This window comes from Luteimonas suaedae, from assembly GCF_008312895.1.
Lineage (GTDB): Bacteria > Pseudomonadota > Gammaproteobacteria > Xanthomonadales > Xanthomonadaceae > Luteimonas > Luteimonas suaedae.
Window position 1 is genome coordinate 428,226 of record NZ_VSSP01000002.1, and the last position, 18,196, is coordinate 446,421.

15 protein-coding genes and 1 tRNA gene are annotated in these 18,196 nt (G+C 62.5%); 2 read left to right on the forward strand and 14 right to left on the reverse strand.

Annotated features, from left to right (window positions below; all coding sequences use genetic code 11):
* Nucleotides 1-54: 54 nt before the first annotated feature.
* Nucleotides 55-131, forward strand: a tRNA-Asn gene (locus FXO19_RS06130).
* 56 nt (nt 132-187) lie between these two features.
* Here the strand turns inward: FXO19_RS06130 and FXO19_RS06135 are convergent.
* The 11 genes from FXO19_RS06135 to grxD all read right to left on the reverse strand — a co-directional run bounded on the left by FXO19_RS06135 (nt 188) and on the right by grxD (nt 14,417).
* Nucleotides 188-643, reverse strand: a complete 456-nt coding sequence (locus FXO19_RS06135) for a type IV pilin protein (protein ID WP_149194217.1) — start codon at nt 641-643, stop codon at nt 188-190.
* A 131-nt stretch (nt 644-774) separates the two neighbouring features.
* Entirely contained in the window at nt 775-4,713 is a 3,939-nt protein-coding gene (locus FXO19_RS06140; RefSeq protein ID WP_149194171.1) for a pilus assembly protein, read from the reverse strand.
* A 14-nt stretch (nt 4,714-4,727) separates the two neighbouring features.
* Nucleotides 4,728-5,264: a pilus assembly PilX family protein gene (locus FXO19_RS06145; protein WP_149194172.1), complete on the reverse strand. Its 537-nt coding sequence runs from the start codon at nt 5,262-5,264 to the stop codon at nt 4,728-4,730.
* A gap of 13 nt (nt 5,265-5,277) precedes the next feature.
* On the reverse strand, nt 5,278-6,405 hold the full coding sequence (locus FXO19_RS06150; RefSeq protein ID WP_149194173.1) for a PilW family protein: 1,128 nt from the start codon (nt 6,403-6,405) through the stop codon (nt 5,278-5,280).
* A gap of 26 nt (nt 6,406-6,431) precedes the next feature.
* Nucleotides 6,432-6,926: a type IV pilus modification protein PilV gene (gene pilV, locus FXO19_RS06155; protein ID WP_149194174.1), complete on the reverse strand. Its 495-nt coding sequence runs from the start codon at nt 6,924-6,926 to the stop codon at nt 6,432-6,434.
* The gene (locus tag FXO19_RS06160) at nt 6,923-7,447 is read right to left on the reverse strand and encodes a GspH/FimT family pseudopilin (protein ID WP_149194175.1); all 525 of its coding nucleotides are present in this window, start codon (nt 7,445-7,447) and stop codon (nt 6,923-6,925) included. The genes pilV and FXO19_RS06160 overlap by 4 nt, the downstream gene beginning before the upstream one ends.
* Nucleotides 7,448-7,696: 249 nt before the next feature.
* The gene (gene ppnN / locus FXO19_RS06165) at nt 7,697-9,085 is read right to left on the reverse strand and encodes a nucleotide 5'-monophosphate nucleosidase PpnN (protein WP_149194176.1); all 1,389 of its coding nucleotides are present in this window, start codon (nt 9,083-9,085) and stop codon (nt 7,697-7,699) included.
* Between the two features lie 106 nt (nt 9,086-9,191).
* Nucleotides 9,192-12,458, reverse strand: a complete 3,267-nt coding sequence (locus tag FXO19_RS06170; protein ID WP_149194177.1) for a TonB-dependent receptor — start codon at nt 12,456-12,458, stop codon at nt 9,192-9,194.
* Between the two features lie 256 nt (nt 12,459-12,714).
* A complete protein-coding gene (locus FXO19_RS06175) occupies nt 12,715-13,314 on the reverse strand; it encodes a MarC family protein (protein WP_149194178.1) in 600 nt (199 codons plus the stop codon).
* A gap of 33 nt (nt 13,315-13,347) precedes the next feature.
* The gene (locus FXO19_RS06180; RefSeq protein WP_255516323.1) at nt 13,348-14,091 is read right to left on the reverse strand and encodes an SDR family NAD(P)-dependent oxidoreductase; all 744 of its coding nucleotides are present in this window, start codon (nt 14,089-14,091) and stop codon (nt 13,348-13,350) included.
* 5 nt (nt 14,092-14,096) lie between these two features.
* Nucleotides 14,097-14,417, reverse strand: coding sequence for a Grx4 family monothiol glutaredoxin (gene grxD, locus FXO19_RS06185; RefSeq protein WP_149194179.1), 321 nt, complete (start codon nt 14,415-14,417; stop codon nt 14,097-14,099).
* A gap of 153 nt (nt 14,418-14,570) precedes the next feature.
* On the opposite strand from grxD, the gene FXO19_RS06190 reads away from it, so the two are divergent.
* Nucleotides 14,571-15,155, forward strand: coding sequence for a Fe-Mn family superoxide dismutase (locus tag FXO19_RS06190; protein ID WP_149194180.1), 585 nt, complete (start codon nt 14,571-14,573; stop codon nt 15,153-15,155).
* 195 nt (nt 15,156-15,350) lie between these two features.
* Here FXO19_RS06190 and FXO19_RS06195 read toward each other — a convergent pair whose 3' ends face one another.
* From FXO19_RS06195 to FXO19_RS06205, 3 genes are all read right to left on the reverse strand, one after another.
* Nucleotides 15,351-15,920 (reverse strand): toxin-activating lysine-acyltransferase, encoded by a 570-nt coding sequence (locus FXO19_RS06195; protein ID WP_149194181.1) that lies wholly within the window; start codon nt 15,918-15,920, stop codon nt 15,351-15,353.
* Nucleotides 15,917-16,720, reverse strand: a complete 804-nt coding sequence (locus FXO19_RS06200; RefSeq protein ID WP_149194182.1) for a hypothetical protein — start codon at nt 16,718-16,720, stop codon at nt 15,917-15,919. The genes FXO19_RS06195 and FXO19_RS06200 overlap by 4 nt, the downstream gene beginning before the upstream one ends.
* Nucleotides 16,696-18,196: cadherin repeat domain-containing protein (locus FXO19_RS06205; RefSeq protein WP_149194183.1), on the reverse strand; the 1,501-nt coding region annotated here is incomplete at its 5' end. The genes FXO19_RS06200 and FXO19_RS06205, both read right to left, overlap by 25 nt.

Consider the following 18,196-nt stretch of genomic DNA (forward strand, 5'->3'; position numbering starts at 1 on the left):
GTGGGCGGCCGTGACCTTGACCCCAGCCCGCAGGCCATTAAAATGACTGTCCCCGCCCGAATAGCTCAGCTGGTTAGAGCACTTGACTGTTAATCAGGGGGTCGTTGGTTCGAGTCCAACTTCGGGCGCCAAACAAGCAAAAAAGCCGCGGATCGCTCCGCGGCTTTTTTGTGCGTCTGCGTCTGCGTCAACCACCGGTCCCGAATTGGCATTCGCCATTGTTTTCGCTGCCGCCGCCATGCGTCTTGATGCCGGCCTGATCGATCGATAGCGCGCCACACTTGTCATCTGCCTGGCGCGTTCCTTCAACAGGAGTGGCAGTGATCGTGTACTCGTCCTGGTCCACGCCTGCAAGCTCAAGGCCGTAGAACGCGACCCCACCTTCCCTCGGAGAAAAATCGACGGGAAGGTCGAATCCCACATAGGTGTTGTTGACCGTGTGAAAACGCTCGGCAAGCTGTGCGTATTCGATCAAATCCGCCTTGGCCTGGGCGCGCCGGGTTTTCTGCACGTGCTGCTGGTACGCCGGATAGCTGATCGCCGCCAGTACCGCGATGATCGCCACGACGATCATCAACTCGATCAACGTGAAACCGACCGGCCGTCCTCTCGTCAAGCCGGAAGGCACACCTTTACTGTTCATAGCGATCGAACTCACGTTCGTCCCCTCGTCGGATTTTTGCCGCCAGGGATGGCGTCCACACGCCCGCAGCAGGTACAAGGCCGGCGCACCAGCGACCTGGCTCGAGAAGTTACCTGCTTGCAATCGTGCAATCACTGGATTTGTCTCCATGACTGACGCCCACAAGCACGAGGCAAGACCAGGGGTGGCGCGCCTGCAACTTGCACCACCATCGAACATTGGGCTGCAAGCGCATCTTTCAGGTCATCCTCGGTCGCTGAATCATCGAGCGGGGAAACCCGCGCGGTTGAGAGCACAGCGACATCCTTGACCGGCGCAGTGCTATCCGTCTTGAGCCCGAGTGCGCCCGTAGCCCCGGAGGGTGAATCGCCGGTTACGGATCCGATCCGCACGTCCTGCAATGCCGCGGCACCGCTCAAGGCATTCAATCCGTAGAGCCAGTTACTGCCATTGGTCGTACACTCTCCGGCACTTGCATTCGGATCGTAAGTTGGCATGAAGACAACACCCTGCTCGATACGTGGATATCCTACGAATCGCTCTCCCGCCGGCAGATCCAGATACCATCCCGATCTGAGGCCGATCATCCGGTTGGAGCTTGTAGTACGCACCTCATACATCTCGCCTTCCAGTCTCTGCTCGACCGTCGCCGTAATTGTCTGCTGAAGCAGATCGCCCCGTGTCAATGGAGCAGCCGGCTCTCCAGTACCGACATCGAGTACCGCATACAGCGACTGCATGGTCGCGTCGTCCTGGTCGCCATCGAACGAGAAGCTACCCGTTCCAAAGTAGATCATGACACCTCCGCGCGGTCCTGCTGCAGCAGTAAGCCCGCCCACGATTGGCTGGCGGGTGCCGCTTTCCGGGCCAGTTACGTAGCGAAACGTCGTGAACAAGGGTACGGCCTGATCGCTCGGCGATTCACTCCGCAGATCGAATTTCCAGATCGCCCCTTTCTGGTCAGCAGCGTAGACCGTATCCGCGAAGCCGTCACGGACCTGCAAGTTGAGGTTGCCGCTATCGAGCGGGTTTGGCCCCCATCGATCCAGGACAAGCACATTTCCCAAACCGTTCCTGCCGTCGGGCGCTCCGCTCTCGACCGCTTCAACCATCGTAACTTCTGGATTTCCGCTGTCCGTGATGTCGACGACGAATAGCACCGCCCGACCGTTCACGCTGTTGTAGCCGTTCCCGAAGATCGCCTTCCACCGCACCGGACCGCTTCCATGGCCTGTCCGAACAGGAACGATCACCGGCTTGCCGAGCACATATCCGATGTTGTTGGCAATGCTGGCATCCTGCACCTGATCGTTGACTTCCCACAGGACGTCGTTTTGATCAAAGCCTCCCGGGTTCGACACATTGAGCGCAAATACGCCGCGACCGCCAGCGCCCGCCGTCCCGACCAGAACGGTTTCCCAATTGCCGTCGTAATAAGCATCCGATACCGAGATCGGACCATCCACGTAATAGCGATGTTGAAAAACCTGCGCATCCCTGTCTTCAACGCGATACGGGAACAGCAAATTACCCATATGGCCGACGGCCGTCGCGGGAATATAGGCAAACTCTTGCCTACCTGTATCCCCATTAAAGGCATGAAGCATGCCGTCGTTGGCCCCGACGTAAACCATCGGATCTCGCCCAGTCTTATAGTCGGCGCCTGTGCGCGCCAGGTAATCGTTGTAAGCCGCGCCACCATAAGGTGCCGGCAAACTACGGTAGCCATAATCATCCTTTGGCGCGCTCACCACGGGAGACGAATTGATGATATCGCCGAGTACAGTCTCGCGATCGCGGAGCTTCTTCGTTCCTCCAAACCGCGCCTCAAGACTATCGTCGCCCAGCAGGTACGACACTGCCTCTTCTTCGGTCACACCCAGTGCGTCCACCAGATCGGGAGTACACCGTGCCAAGGCGTTATTGCATAGCGCCTCGAAGGGCCGGCCGGCCAGATTAGACGCGTTGAATCTGCGCACGTTCGGCACGACACCACTGGCAGGCATTTCGGCGAACCAAGTCTGATTGGCGCGGGCAGTCGGTCCGGGCATCCGATTGCTCGCTTCCCAGAGGCTCGTAAACGTAACGTCTCGCGTGGTCGGGTCTATGGATGCGCGCGACGCGTGTAACTTTCCGTACCAGTCGGTTCCATCGTTATCAACGCCGTAGCTCGGCTCCACCACCAATGAATTCGCATTGATACGGGCACCAGTCAAGGCAATGCTGCCAGAGGCCCCTTCCGGAGAGATGACCGCATTCAGAACCTGTTCGATGGCCTTGGCAATATCATCCGGCTTGCGCGCGTTGTAGAACGCACCACGTGCATTGATCGTCCCATGCCAGATATCGTCGATCGCGGAAGGATGCCGGTCAAAGAAAGCGGTCGGCCATGCTGGAATGTTCGTGTAAGGATCCCTGGTGGCAGGTTCGTTCACGTCATACTGCAAACCGCGGCCGTTCAGGGTAATCCCATAGAAATTCATGTGGGGATCGGTCTGGCAGTCCAGCCTGGGATCCGGATTCGGATCACTGCATTGCTTCGACACCGGCACTTTTCCGCGGGGAAGATCCGTCGGCCCAAGACGCTGAGTGTAATAATGCGCGGCGATATCGGCCATCGTTCCAGACATCCTGTCTCCGAAGACCGTATGTACGAAGGGCACAGCGCCGGTGCCATCGACATTGGCCGTAACCGAAGTCGTCGAGTTGTTGCTGAAGCCATCGGTAAACAACATGCCGTAGTTCTTCTGGCAGGCCAGTCGAATCGGCTGGGCACCACCCGCCTCCCGCCCCCGCTTGAACTGCTCGCCCATGTGCGCCACCGCTTCCTTGTTCGGGGTGCCGCCGCTCCCACGCAATGCGAAGATACTGTCGAACAGGAGCTTGCGGTCGCCAGTGGCGCTCCTATCCGTCATGTCCCTCATCACGACATTAACGCGATTGTTGATGGTGAAATAGCCGACTCGTATGGCATCACGGGACTTTCCGAATGCCAGGCTGATACCTCCCCGGGTCGCCGCATGGCGCTTTCGGTAATAACTGAACCAGTTGGCGAAATTCTTGATGGCCGCGTCGTAGGCACCTGCGACGAAATTTGCAGAACGAATCTCGAACCGGGCAAGCGCCCGACCGTCTGGTGTTTGCGCACCGTCGACCTGCGGCGTCGCACTGTATCCGATGCTGGCTGCGACGGCTGCAGCCCTGGATTCCAGAACGTAGAATGTGGCTGGATAGTAGCGAATGGCGACGCGGCAACGAGAACGTCCATCATTGCCCGTTATTCTTCTGTTGGCCTGGGCAGTCGACCATCCCCCTGACAGTGGGTCTTCCCAGGATCTTTCGATTGCGCCACCGTTATCGCAACCACGGGACCGATAGACGGCTCCAGCGGGCACAACCATGCCCTGGTGGAACACGAACACGCCATTATCGACGTCGTATCTGAAATCATTGGTTAGGTCGAGACGGGTGGTGCCACGCTTCGGATCGGCTGGCGCAGAGGTCGCAATGACCTGCCCCGTCGTATCATCGATTCCAGCCACTCCTTGCAGGGGGCTGCCATCGGACTCGATCCACGGATCGTAGATCGTCAACGGGTCGAAATAAGCCAGATTGACATCCGGTGAGCGCGCCCAACCGTACACAGGGGTCGGGGGGATGGCGAAGTGATCGTTGACGTTGTCTACGTTTGCCTTGCCGTCGGCGCCGCCGCCAAAAGGAAACAGATAGACGTACTTCTTCCATCTGTCGTTGTTAGACCCGCCTGCCCGATTGAAGTTGAGCGTCCCGGCACTTGCCGCATCGTTCTGGTTGAGGCCGATGAACGTATCGCGTCCCGCATCCCACCAAGCCGCGCCATCATTGGTTGGCAACAGAGTTTCGAAATCCATCGAACCGGAATCGTCGACCGCCATGATCAGTGCCGGCGGCGTGCTGTTGACCACGTTCAGTGGTGCCTGCGCGAGGGTACCGACCGCCTGCGCCGCAAACACCGAATACAGGAAATAGCCTACGACACCTGCGGTTGCCAGCGCGGCGAACGAGATCAGCTTGAAGCGGCGGGAAGCCATGGTCGCGTTCCTTCTTAAGGCCTGAAAATAGTGTCGATTGCGGCCGCGGAAGTCGGGCCGGGACGAGTGATCCCCACCGTCGGGTTGAGATCCTCGGCATCGGTCGCGTAGGCGGTGATCTGATAGATCGGGTTCGGGTCCTCATTGATCGGCCGCCCCATGTCCAGCGTTGTGTTGCCGCTGATGCACGGGCCGATCAACCGGGAATTGACACTGCTGATCATGGCCATGTTCTGATCCTCGACCCAACTAACCGGGTCGAAGTCGTCGTCGCAGACCTGGTTGGGCGTGACTGTGGGGCAGCCGCTCGTGCTTGTTTGGTTGACGAGATCCTCGATTCCGCACTCGGTCATGCGCGCCACGCCCTCCGCGCTCTGAAAAGCCACATTGACTGCACGGTAATTGGCCGACATCCGCTCCTGCATCCCCGCCACCTGCATGCCGACGATGCCGATCAGGGCCAACAGGATCAGCATGATCAAGGCGATGTACAGCACGGCACCGGATTGCGAGCGCCGGCCTCCGGGGGAAGAACGTTTGGAACGAGGCATGACGTGATTCCTGTCAGTTGCCGTAGAGGCGGTTGCGCAAGGCGATGGTGGCTTCGTAGCTGGCCCGATACAGTCTGTCGTTTTCCGCAGGCGGCGTGAAATCCACGCCGAGAACATTCCTTGCTTCTGCTTGTTCGGCCGCGGCCAGATTGGGGCTGCTGGCCAACAAGCCCACTTGAACCATGCCTACGCGACGCCAACCCACTGCCTCGTTGGCGGCGCTGATATCACCTGCGGTCTGACGTACGCTGATATATCCGCTGGGTGGCGCTGTCGCCAGATCGGCAACTCTATCCAGCCCGTACAGCAACTGCATGTTCTCGATGCCCTCGACCAACTCTTCCGCCTCGTACGCACCTCCAAGATAACGAGCGCGAAACAGTGCAGGGTTCCCGGACGCTTTGCTAATCGCGACGTAGTACACGAGCGATTCCGCGCGATAGAGCATGCTCTGCCCCGAAGGTTGCGGCGTGTAGCGCCCGATCAGGTCCGTGGTATCGGCCGATGTCGGCGCAATATTGACGGTAACCACGCCCTCGCCACCAGCGGAACTGCCTGCGAACACATCTACATAGGTACAGTCGGCAACACCGAAAAAGGTGGGCTCGGCGACGCCATCGGTCGTCAATGCACCCCAGCTACCGTCGGCAAGCGTTAATATTTCCTCGCTACCGGTATCGACGATGTTGGTTACCGGTGCACCGCGTGTTCCCAGATAGCGCAACACGAGGATATCGCTACCTGGCAGCGGCTCCAGTGCCTGGATGGTGGCCGGCAGACCCGCCGGCAAATCCCCGCCTTCTCCAATCTGGACGGTGTCTTCTGGGCCCGTGTTCGGCGCTTCGTATCCAACCACCGAAACACCGAAGTTCAACGGATTCCCAAGATCGCCTACGGCGCCCAAATGGATCTCCAGAGATCCCTCTTTCTGCAGATGGGACTGATCGTTGACACATCCGTAGTGGCCCGCCATGCGGATATCGCGCTGCAGGAAATCCATCGCGAAACGCGCGTTCTCCTGCACCCGGGCCATACCTTCGGACATCTGGTAGGCAGTGCGCGAGGCTGCAAAGACCTGCACCAGCGCCAGTATCAAGAGGCTACCGATCAGCAACGCGATCATGATCTCGAGCAGGGACATGCCCAGCACGCGGCGTGCACTCCCTTTCACAGGCGTGTCTCCAGTTCAAACGAAGTGTTCGGATCGTCGCCCACTCGATCGCCCCAGGACAGGACAACCGTGACTAGCCCGTCGGCATAGGCCACATTGGCGGAAGCGCCTTCTCCCAGAAGCTGGACGACCTTACACTCCCAGCTTGCGATCACGCCATTCGCGCCAGTAATTTCCACTGCGGTGCCGACGGGCCGGGGACAACCAGCTGCTGGAACGGTGATTTCCCCGGCAGTGAAGCTCGCCGCAACGAAGTCGGCCGAGGACAGGCGATTAACGCGCATCTGGTCTACCAACTCATTCGCCAGGTTGGTGGCCTGCGTGCGGTAATTCGCGCTCTGCGTGTAGCGCAGATTGAGGGTCTGCATCAAGGCGAACCCGAGAAGGCCGAGTGCCATGACCAGAAGCGCAACCAGCACTTCGATCATGCTGAATCCTGCCACCGAAGCCCGACGTGGTCCCGTACGACCTGACGAGTATGTATGGTTCATGATGGGCAATCCATGGGGGTGATCGCGGCCTGCCCCGTCGATGAAAGGCGCAACTGGCGTGACAATTGCTGGCCGGCCGGACATGGCACCGAGGAAATCGTGAATTCGAGCCCTGCACCGACCTTCCTGCCCTGATGATCGAAGAAGATCGAATCGTCCTCGTCCTCATCGGCATCGGTCGTGATATTCAGCGTATCGCGGGCTTCCACGAAACGGACGACCCTGTCGTTGACGCCTCCTGGCAATCTGTTCCCGTCCGCGTCGATCCAGACCATCCAGCCATCGCCCCATGAACCGTCGCAATCGGTGCCGGCCGTGCTCGCGCAGAATCCGGCGCCTCCTGGATTGCGGATCGCCTCCGACCTCGCCAGGGAAAGGGAAGCCAGCAGCTCGTTGCTAGCCGTCGCCACACGATTGGATCGTATTGAGACCTGGAAATTGGGAAAGCCGATGGCAAGGACCACGCCCAAGATCACGATCGTGACCATCAACTCCACCAGCGTGAATCCCCGACAGCGCATCGAATCCTCTCCCCTGCCCGCGTGGACGGGCGCGCAGGTAGCCTATACGACCGCTGCCCGCATGCAATCGCAGGAGGGACAGGCGGTCGTCTGGCCCGACGAACGCGGTCGTGGCGGCGGGATCCGGCTGCACCCACGCCACCTTGGCCTTCTTCACCGGGGCGACGTGAGGTGCGGTCCGCAAACCGGGCGCGGCACATCAGGCCCAAGCCACGCGGGCCTCGCGCGCATGGCACGCTCCTACGAAGTTCAGGCCAGCACCTCGTAGCACGGCCGGTACTGCCCGGAGATCTTCATTCGTCGCTGCTCGACGAAGGCGCGCAGCAGGGCGTCAAGAGCCTGCATCATGTCGGTGTCGCCGTGGATCTGGAACGGGCCGAACTCCTCGACCCGGCGCATGCCGTCCTCCTTGACGTTGCCGGCGACGATGCCGGAGAACGCACGGCGCAGGTCGGCGGCCAGCTGGTGCGGCTTGCGGCCGTGGTGCAGGTCCAGCGCGGCCATCGCCTCGTGGGTGGGCACGAACGGCTGCTGGAATTCCAGCGGGATCTGCAGCGACCAGTTGAAGTAGAACGAATCCTGCTGTGCGAGGCGATGCTCGCGCACGCGCTTGATGCCCTCGGCCATGCGCCGGGCGACCTTCTGCGGGTCGGAGACGATGATCTCGTAGCGCGAGGTCGCCGCCTCGCCCAGGGTCAGGCGCAGGAAGCGGTCGATCTGTTCGAAGTACGGCGCCGAGGCGGTGGGGCCGGTCAGGATCAGCGGGAATGGCAGGTCGGCGTTCTCCTCGCGCAGCATCAGGCCGAGCAGGTACAGGATCTCCTCGGCGGTGCCGACGCCGCCGGGGAACACGATGATGCCGTGGCCGAGGCGGACGAACGCTTCCAGCCGCTTCTCGATGTCCGGCATGATCACCAGGTGGTTGACGATCGGGTTCGGCGATTCGGCGGCGATGATGCCGGGCTCGGTGATGCCGATGTAGCGCGACTGGTAGCGGCGCTGCTTGGCGTGGGCGACATTGGCGCCCTTCATCGGCCCCTTCATCGCGCCCGGGCCGCAGCCGGTGCAGATGTCGAAGCCGCGCAGGCCGAGCTCGTAGCCGACCAGCTTGGTGTAGTCGTATTCGTCGCGGTTGATCGAATGCCCACCCCAACACACCACCAGGTTGGGATCGGCCGGCTGCAGGATGCGCGCGTTGCGCAGCAGGCCGAACACGGCGTCGGTGATGCCGGCGGTCGTCTCCAGGTCGACGGCGTCCGCTTCGCCGAGCTCGATCGCGGTGTAGGCCAGGTCGCGCACCACGGCGAACAGCAGCTCGGCGATACCGCGGATGATCTCGCCGTCGACGAAGGCCATCGCCGGCGCGTTGACCAGCTCGATGCGCACGCCGCGGTCCTGCTGCAGCACCTGGATGTCGAAGTCCGGATACAGCTCCTGCGCGGCGCGCGGGTCGTCCGAGGCGCTGCCGCTGGTCAGCACCGCCAGCGCGCAGCGGCGCAGCAGGTCGTGCATGCCGCCATGGGAGGCGTCCTTCAGCCGCGCCACCTCCTCGCGCGACAGCACGTCCAGCCCGCCGCGCGGGTAGATCCGCGCGCTCACCACCGGCATCGCCCTCGATGCCTTGATCTCGCCTGCCATAGCCGCCGTTCTTCTTGGTTGGGGCGGCACTGTAGCGCAGCCCCGGCCGGAAAAGGAAACGGCCGGGCAAGCCCGGCCGTTCCTGGATGCGTCCGAACCCGAAGGATCAGAACTTGTAGCGGAAACCCACCTGCAGGGCCCAGCGCGACTGGCCGACGTTGTCGTACAGATTCTCGGTCCAGACATCGTCCGGATCGAAGTTGTAGACGTACTTGCCGGTCTCCGGGTTGACGCCGTCGAGTGTTGCCACGCGGCGGCCGAACGGGAAGCCGATCTCCTCGATCCTGCCCCAGTCCTTGTCGATCATGTTGCCGATGTTCATCACGTCGAGCCAGATCTCGCTCTTGTGTCCGCTGAAGAAGCCCGGAAGCTCCTGCTTGATGCGCACGTCGAAGGTATTGACCCAGGACGAGCGGCTGGAGTTGCGTTCGGTCGAGCCACCCGCAGAACGGGCCACGTCCGGATTCTGCGCCAGCCAATCGAAGAACGCCTGCTCCATCTCGGCGCCGCCGCGGAACTCCACGTCGCCAGGTGCGCCCGGGACATAGAGCAGATCGTTGATGTAGCCGTCGCCATTGGCGTCGTTGCTGAAGACCCAGCTGTACGGGCGGCCGCTACGGCCTTCGTAGAACATCGAGACTTCGGTGTTGTAGTTGCCGAAGAACGCCTTACGGAAGGTCAGCGAGCCGATGAAACGATCGCGGATCTCGTAGTTCGAGCGGGCCGCCTCGTCCTCGTTCGGATCGAAGATCATTCGGCCGTTCCAGTTGGAGATTGCGCGCGACGAGGTCAGCGGGCTCACTTCGGTGGCGCGGGTGTAGGTGTAACCTGCCATCCACGACCAGTTTTCGACCAGCGGCTTGCTCAGGCTCAACGTAAACTGGGTCGAGCTGCCCTTGTCGGTATTCTTGAGCAGGATCACGCCGTCGTTGTGCCAACCGGTGACATTCTCGTAGCCCGGCAGCGTGTCCGCGATCTCCGCCACGCCGGTGTTGCCATTGGCGCGCACGCCGTTGCGGATCGCCGCGTCGCGCCAATACAGCGGACGGCCATCCTGGCCGAAGCCGGTCGGTGCGCCGAGGTCAAGGCGCTCGAACGCCAAGCCATCCTTCACGCGCGTGTAGAGGGCTTCCGCCGATGCCACGATGCCGTACCACGGCAGTTCGTGATCGAACGCCAAGTTGGTCTTCCACACCGACGGCTGCTTCATGCCGTCGTCCATCAGGTTGACCATCATCTGGTAACCGGCGGCCGGCGGCGGCGTGGTCGGATTGTCGGGATCCGGGTTGAACGGCAGATTGTTCCAGATCTCCTCGCGCTGCTCCGGGGTCATGCCTGTGGCGATCTGAGAGTTGTAGCCGATCAGCCCAAAGCCGGAATTCTGGTAGGAATTGCCCACCCAGACGTTGGCCGCGGCACCCTGGAACAGGCCCACGCCACCGCGCAACTGCGCCTGCAGGTCGCTGTCGAAGGTGTAGTTGAAACCGAAGCGTGGCTGCCATAGCTCACTATCGAGCGTGTTGCGATTGTCGCGGCCATAGATCTGCTGAACCAACTGGTTGTGGACCGGAACATCGTCCAGGTCCGGGATGTCGACACGAATACCGAACATCAGGCTGAGGTTGTAGTTGACTGCCCAAGTATCCTGCACGAACACGCCGACGTTGCGATGCTTGTAGTTCATCGCGATGCTGTTGAAGTCCAGGCCCGGCACCGGCGCATTGAGCCGGTACTGCCAGTATTCGCCGTTGCGGAAGTGGTCGAGGCTGGCGAAGCTGTAGGCGCCCCAGATGTTTTGCGCAAACAGGTTGTAGATGTCATTGGCCTCGTAGTCCAGGCCGAACTTGACGGTGTGGTCGCCTGCGAACAGGGTGCCGGCAGCTAGACCGGTGATGGTCTTGGTCTCGATTTGGTTGCCATGACGGAACTCGTCGGCGCCGAAGTTGAGCGTCGGCGTACTCGGCTCGTCCGCATCCGCGGCGCTGTCGCCGAATCCGATGCTCAACGCCGGCAGGCGCGCAAACACGGTGCTGAGCGAGTCGTACTCACGCTGACCGAGCTTGAATTCGGTAGAGAAGTTGTCGGTCCAGTCGCTGAACAGCTGGGCGACCACGCTCTCGTAGTTCTTGTCAATCGTGTACCAACGCGAGTTCAGGCCCAGCGAATTGTCGCCCGAACCGGCCAGCACCGGATCCGACTGCTCGAGCTTGGAGTAACGCACCGAAGCGCGATGGTCGTCGGTGATGTTCCAATCGAGCTTGATCGCATATTCCTCGATTTCCTGCTCGACGCCCGACGGGGTCTGCATGGTGCCGATATCGATGCCATAGACGTCGCGGGCGATCTGCTGCGCCTCGGCGATTTCGTCCTGGGTTATACCGACGATGTTGGAGGCGCTGGAACCGATCGGCCCGAACGCCGGCGCCGGCGAAGTCAGCGTGCCCTTCTCATAGTTGACGAAGAAGAACAGCTTGTCCTTGATGATCGGACCGCCGAAGGTGGCGCCGTAGATCTCCTCGTCGGTAAAGCCGGAGAAGTCGCTGCCGTCCTCGTTTCCGCGTACCCAGTTGTTCTCACGGTACACGCCGTAGACCGAACCCGAGAAATTGTTGGTACCGGATTTCGTCACTGCGTCCACGATCGCGCCGGTGGCGCCGGTGATGGTGGTGTCGTAGTTGGCCAGATCGACGCGCACTTCCTCGATCGCGTCCATCGACACCGGCTGGCGCCGGACCGGAAAGTTGTTGGATTCCAGGCCGAACGTGTCGCTGGTATTCACACCATCGATGCGAATCGCGTTGAAGCGCGTATTCTGGCCGCCGGCCGAGATTTCTCCGCGCGCCTTGTCGGTCTGCGCAATGCGCGGATCCAGGCGCATGTAGTCTTGGACGTTGCGCTGGATCGATGGCAGCGCCTCGAGTTGCTCGCGCGCCACATTCGTACCGGTGCCCATCTTGGCGGCACTGAAGATCTCTGAGCCAGCGACGCCGATCGCGGTCACGGTTTCCAGCGTGGTCACGTCGCCCTGCAGGCGGACGTCGATCTGATTGGCTTGGTTAAGACCTAGGAAGACATTGTCCTGGCTACTGGTGCCCTCGCCTGACTTGTTGATGGTGACCGAGTACGGGCCGCCGACACGCAGGCCGCGCGCGTTGTACCTGCCGCTGGCATCGGTGGTGACCCGGCTGACCGTACCCGACTCGACGTGGACGATGGTCACTTCGGCACCAGTGACCGGTTGACCGTCGGCACCGACAACGCGCCCACCGACACCGGCTGACGTGGAGCTTTGCGCAAAGGCAGGCGCTGCGGCGAGCGCGACGATCAGACCGAGCGACAGCTTGGAGAGTCGGACGCGGTGCTTGTGAGTCATTGTCGATAACCTCGGATACGTGGATGGCGGCCACACGTGCGTGCGTGCGGCCAGTTTCTGGCGATGCGGAAAATGCGAGTCCCGGCCGCGAGGCGCGAATGCAGGCGCAGCGGTTAACTTTAGATTAACACGGTACCGGCTGCGGATGACAGTGATATGACAGGTCCGGAACGATGCAAGCCACTGACCCGCATGGCTTTTATCCGACACCTGAGCAAAGCGCGCTAAGTGCTTGTCACGTGGTCGCCGTCGCCGCTCAGGCCGGCGTGCCGATCCGGAGGTAGCCGACGATGCCGTCGAGCAGCATCTGCACCGAGATCGCGACCAGCAGCATGCCCATCAGCCGCTCGATGGCGGTCAGGGCGCGCATGCCGAGCAGCTTGTAGAGATAGGTGGACGAGAACAGGATCGCCGCGGTCGCGGCCCAGGCGATCAGCAGCGCCAGGCTCCACTCGCCCAGGCGTTCGGGCTCGTTGCTGCCCATCAGCATCACCGCCGCCATCCCCGAGGGGCCGGCGACCAGCGGGATGGCCATGGGCACGATGAACGGCTCGCCGTCCGGCAGCTCGCCCATCAGCCCCTGCGGCGGCGGGAAGATCATGCGCAGGCCGATGATGAACAGCACGATGCCACCGGCGATGGCCACCGACTCCTGGCGCAGGTGCATCAGTTCCAGCGCGTACTTGCCGGCCCACAGGAACAGCATCAGCACCGCCAGCGCGATCAGCAGCTCGCGCGCCAGCACGATCCGCTGGCGCCTGGGCGGCAGGCGCCGCAGCATGCCCAGGAACACCGGCACGTTGCCCAATGGGTCCAGGATCAGGAACAGCAGCAGTGCGGCGGAGGCGATCGTCATGCCGTCATCGGAAAGCGGTCATCGGCGCGTGGCTCACGGCACCGGGCACCAGATCCGTCCGCGCTGCGCCGCTCCGTCGGCCGACAGCAGATGGACGCATGCCCCGGCGTAGTCGTCCGGGTCACGCGCCTGCCCCCGGTCGCCCTCGGCGCTGATCTGCGCCCGCAACGCGGTGCGCATCGGCCCCGGCTGCAGGCCGCTGATCCGCACCGGCGTCGCGGCGAGTTCGGCGTGTAGCATCGGCACCAATGCCTGCTGCCCGGACTGGGCGATGCCGTAGCCGCCCCAGTAGGCCTGGCGGGTCGCCACGGGATCGTCGATCACGAACACCACCGCGCTGTCGGCGGCGCGCCGCAGCAGCGGCAGGCAGGCCTGGGTGAGCCACCAGCGTGCGGTGAGATCGACGTGCAGCGCGCGCGCGAACGCGGCCGGATCGGTGTGTTCGAGCGGGGTCAGGCCGCGGAACCAGGCGGCGCAGTGCAGCAGGCCGTCGAGGCGCCCGAACTCGGCCTCGATGCGCGCGGCCAGTTCGGCATAGTCGTCGGCGCTGGCGCCTTCCAGGTCGAGCGGATACAGCGTCGCCTCGCCGCCGCCCTGCACGATCGCATCGTGCACCCGGTTAAGCTTGGGCACGCGGCGCCCGAGCAGCACCAGGCGGGCGCCGGCGCGGGCGCAGGCCAGCGCGGCGGCGCGGCCGAGTCCGCCGTGCGCCCCCACCACCAGCACCACGCGCCCGTGCAGCGCCGCGGCCGTCGCCGGCCGCGCGTCGGGCGGCACCTTGCTCACGCCTTCTGCGCCTCCGAGATCATCCGCGCCAGCTCGCCGGACTCGTACAGCTCCAGGGTGATGTCGCAGCCGCCGATCAACTCGCCGTGGACGAACAGCTGCGGGAAGGTCGGCCAGTTGGAGTAGCGCGGCAGGTTGGCGCGGATCTCCGGTTCCTCCAGCACGTTGATGGTGCGCAGGTCGGTGACGCCGGCGTCCTTCAGCGCCTTCACCGTGCGGCTCGAAAAGCCGCACATCGGGAATTGCGGGGTGCCCTTCATGAAAAGGACAATCGGATGGCCCTCGACCTCGGCCTGGATCCGCTGCATGACAGCCATGGGGCGTTCTCCTGCGATGAACCGCGCGCCGGCGCGCGAAGGAATTGCGAAGGCCGGCGGCGGAACGTGGGGTTAGAATCGCCCACATTGTAAGCTTTCATGCGATCACGGGCCTTAGCGTGGCCGCGCATCTACCCCCGACACCCGGTGCCGATGGCCATTGAACTGCCCGCCCTTCCCTACGACCGCACGGCGCTGGAACCGCATATTTCCGGCGACACCGTCGACCAGCACCACGGCCGTCACCAGCGCGGCCACGTAGAGCAACTCAACACCATGCTCGCGGGCACCGCCTTCGCCGGGCTCGCGCTGGAGGAAATCGTACGCAAGGCCCAAGGCGCGATGGCCGAACACGCCGCGCAAGTCTGGAGCACCGCGTTCTACTGGAACTGCCTGAAGCCGGCGGCAGCCGGCGGCGGCGGCGAGCCGGAAGGCGCACTGGCCGATGCGCTGGCAGGCGCGTTCGGGGATATCGCCGGCTTCCGCGCGCAATTCACCGCCACCGCGCTGCGCGGCTTCGGCGCCGGCTGGATCTGGCTGCTGCGCCGCGACGACGGCCGCCTGGCGATCGCGGCCACGCCGCACACGGTGACGCCGCTGACCGGCACCGATACGCCGCTGCTCGCCTGCTGCCTGTGGGAGCACGCGTATTTTCTCGACTACCGCGACAACCGCGAGAAGTACCTCGACGCGTTCTGGCAGCTGGTGAACTGGGAGTTCGCCGCTTCACGGCTGTAGGCGCACGTCGGGCACGCGATGCTCGCGAATCCCAGCCTCCACGCGCCCCGCCCGCGCCTCCCGTAGGAGCGCGCCATGCGCGCGATGCCGGCGCCGCTCGACGCGCCGATAGGGTTGAAATGCGGTGATCGTGGGCTGCGGCCGCACTGTATCGCCAGCGGCGCGGGCGCGGGCCCTCGACCTGTTCGTGGGTAGTCAACCACTTGAAGCGGCTTCAGTCGGCAAGCCGTTCATCTTGACCTTGTCTCGCCTGCCAGACACTGGATCGGTACGATGCAGATGGAACGCCTTGCCCCGGAAGGGGCCGCCCATCAGGTCCAGCATCATCGTTTCGGCAAGCTTGTTGTCGGGGGTGGCGAACGGCGCAACGAACTCGACCAGCCACAAGCGGTCGCCCGAACGCCAGTCCTCCGCGCCGAGATGTTCGCCGTTTTCGAGTTTCGCCTCGGCCGCCTCCGAAAGATGAGCCCAAATGGCCACCCCGAGCGGGAGTTGTTCGATGCCCTCCCTCGTGAAACCAGTCAATTTGAACTCGGGCGGATCGACTCCCGCCAGCTTCGGCAACGGACCGAAGCGGAAGATCCGGAACTGCTCCTTGAGGATCGCAGGCATGAAGGACCACTCCAGGTCCTTCAGCTTCATTTCGCGGTGCAGCGGCGACTGGCTCAGCAGCCAGACCACTTGTCCCAGTGCTTCGGCAACGGTCTTCGGAGCGCCCGGATGAGTCGACGTGCTCGCGGATGGATTGGCCACGCTATCGTTCATGCCGTCATCCTAAGGTCAGGCAACGTGGTCAACAACTCCATGGCCTTGGGATCCTGGCCCGTGCCCATGCCGAACTCCGCGTAGGACTGGGCTGAGAACGCGGACATGGCTTCCACCATCTGGAAACGCTTCTTCTCGTTCAACGCGAGGCCATCGTGCAGAGCGGAACGGGAATGCCTGCGCGCAGTCCGATGGCCATCTTGCGTCTCGAACTGTTGCTCCGGGTATCTAATCGCCTGCGATCCGATGCCTTGTTCAGCCATCGCCTGCCCGGGCTTGGCATTGGCCGGGGCCCGTGTCGGCGGTATGTGAGTCCCGTCCGCCGAGGAAGCCCGCCAACCATCATGTTGCATCGCGGCCGCCATCGCCTGTGCAGCAGTCAGATCACGATCGGCGCGGCGATCGACCTTGCCGGGCGCGGCATCGCCAGCGCCGGATTCACCGGCGCCCTCCCGGCCCGGCCAGCGACCCGGGAGCCTGCCCTGCGGATCGCCCTCTTGTGGGATGTAAGGCAGCATTCCTTCCCTGTTCCAGTCCCCGTCGACTCGCCACCTTTCGAACCGATTACCGGCATCGTACTCCCCCAGGACGAAGCCAGTTTTCTGCGACGACCTCGACGAGAATGCCGTCTCGGCGGCAGCACTAGCGGCGGAGACATAGGACAGGAACACGTCACCCACCATCCCAACCGATCCATCGATTCGTTGGAAGCTGGAGGTCGCATAGATCGCATTGTCGGACGAAGTCTCGGGATCCACTCCCGTCCGCTGGCCGTTCAAATCGATCGAGACGATACCCAAGTCCGCCAATGCCCATAGCTCCTCGGCCTGGCTGATCCCGTCCTGGTTCTGGTCGCGCCATACACCGAACTCGCTGTAGCGTGCGTCTCCGGCGTCGAACAGGCCATTTCCGTTGCTGTCGTAGGCCGCAAGTCCTTGGAGGTCAGAATAGGCGCCGGGCAGGTCACTGGTAAAAGAGATTTCCGAGCCGTCGTCGATCGTGCCATTACTGTGCGATCAAGTACCAGCAGGCCATCGTTTCTGCCGACCCATCCTGTAAGATCTTTCGTACCGTCTCCGTCCATATCCAGCGCTATATCACTCTCGCGCAAAGAAATAAGATCGACACCGTCGCCATCTAGGTCAAGCACTACGGGGCCGAGCCGAGAAGAAGACTGAGAAACGATAATTTTGATCGGGTTGCTGGTGAGCCCCGACACATCTTTCGACACGACGGTGATCTCGTAGTACGTATCTTTCGTTAGCTCGCTATAGAAGCCAGCACCGTTACCGCGCGGGTCTTCTCTATTTCCTTCGGTCCAACTGACCGAACCTCCTCTCGGAAGCACTCTACTGAGCCCACTCTCAGCAATCTGGAGGAAACCAGTAGTTGCGTCATCGTATCGTTTTTCGTAGTCGATCTGTTCTGTCTCCCAAGTATACGTATCGGTTTCGAATCCATAGATATGCTCCACTCGGACCGCACTGGTAACAATAAACGATATCGCGGTGCCTTCCGGATCTGCTCCGGACACGTAATCGTGATTCGATGGATAACCCGGATAGCCATCTCGGAACTGGATCGTCGGACGTTCATTAACATTCGAAACATTTACTGTAATCCATGCACTGCTCGCCAACGTGCCAGCGCCGCCGGCCCGGTCCTTGATCGTCACCTGCACCGTATGGCTCGTGGCTGCCTCGAAATTCAGGCTTCCTTGCAGATAGAGCTGACCAGTGGTGGCGTTGATCGAGAAGCGACTGGTATCGCCACTGGTTAACGAGAAGCGATGGTTGCGGTTGTAGCTCTGCGAGTCGGGGTCGGAGTACGTCATGGTGCCGATCAGGGTTTGGCCGGCGCCGGGAGCGCTTTCGGCGACCGTGAAGCTCTTGGCGCTGATCGATGGCGCTTCGTTCTTGTCTTCGATGCGCACGGTCACCGCCCGATTGCCGGAGACCAAGCTGCCGTCTGTCGAGCGTACGGAAGCGGTGTAGGTTGCCTCCTTCTGGCCGTCGCCGTCGACATCGGTCAAGGTCACGCCGCCTGCGGCCACCAGCGCCTCGAAATCCGAATTAAACCCACTCTTGAACTTGAGCTGGTTGCCGGAGAGCGTGAACCAGGCCTTGGGATCGCTGGCGATCTGATAGCTGGGCGCCGTGCCGTCCGGATCGGTGGCGGAGAAGGTGGCCGCGACCACGCCGGACAGTGCTGTACCTTCCATCTTCGTCGTCACTGGCTGGGTGGCAATGGTGGGCGTGCCCGGCGCCTCGTTGACG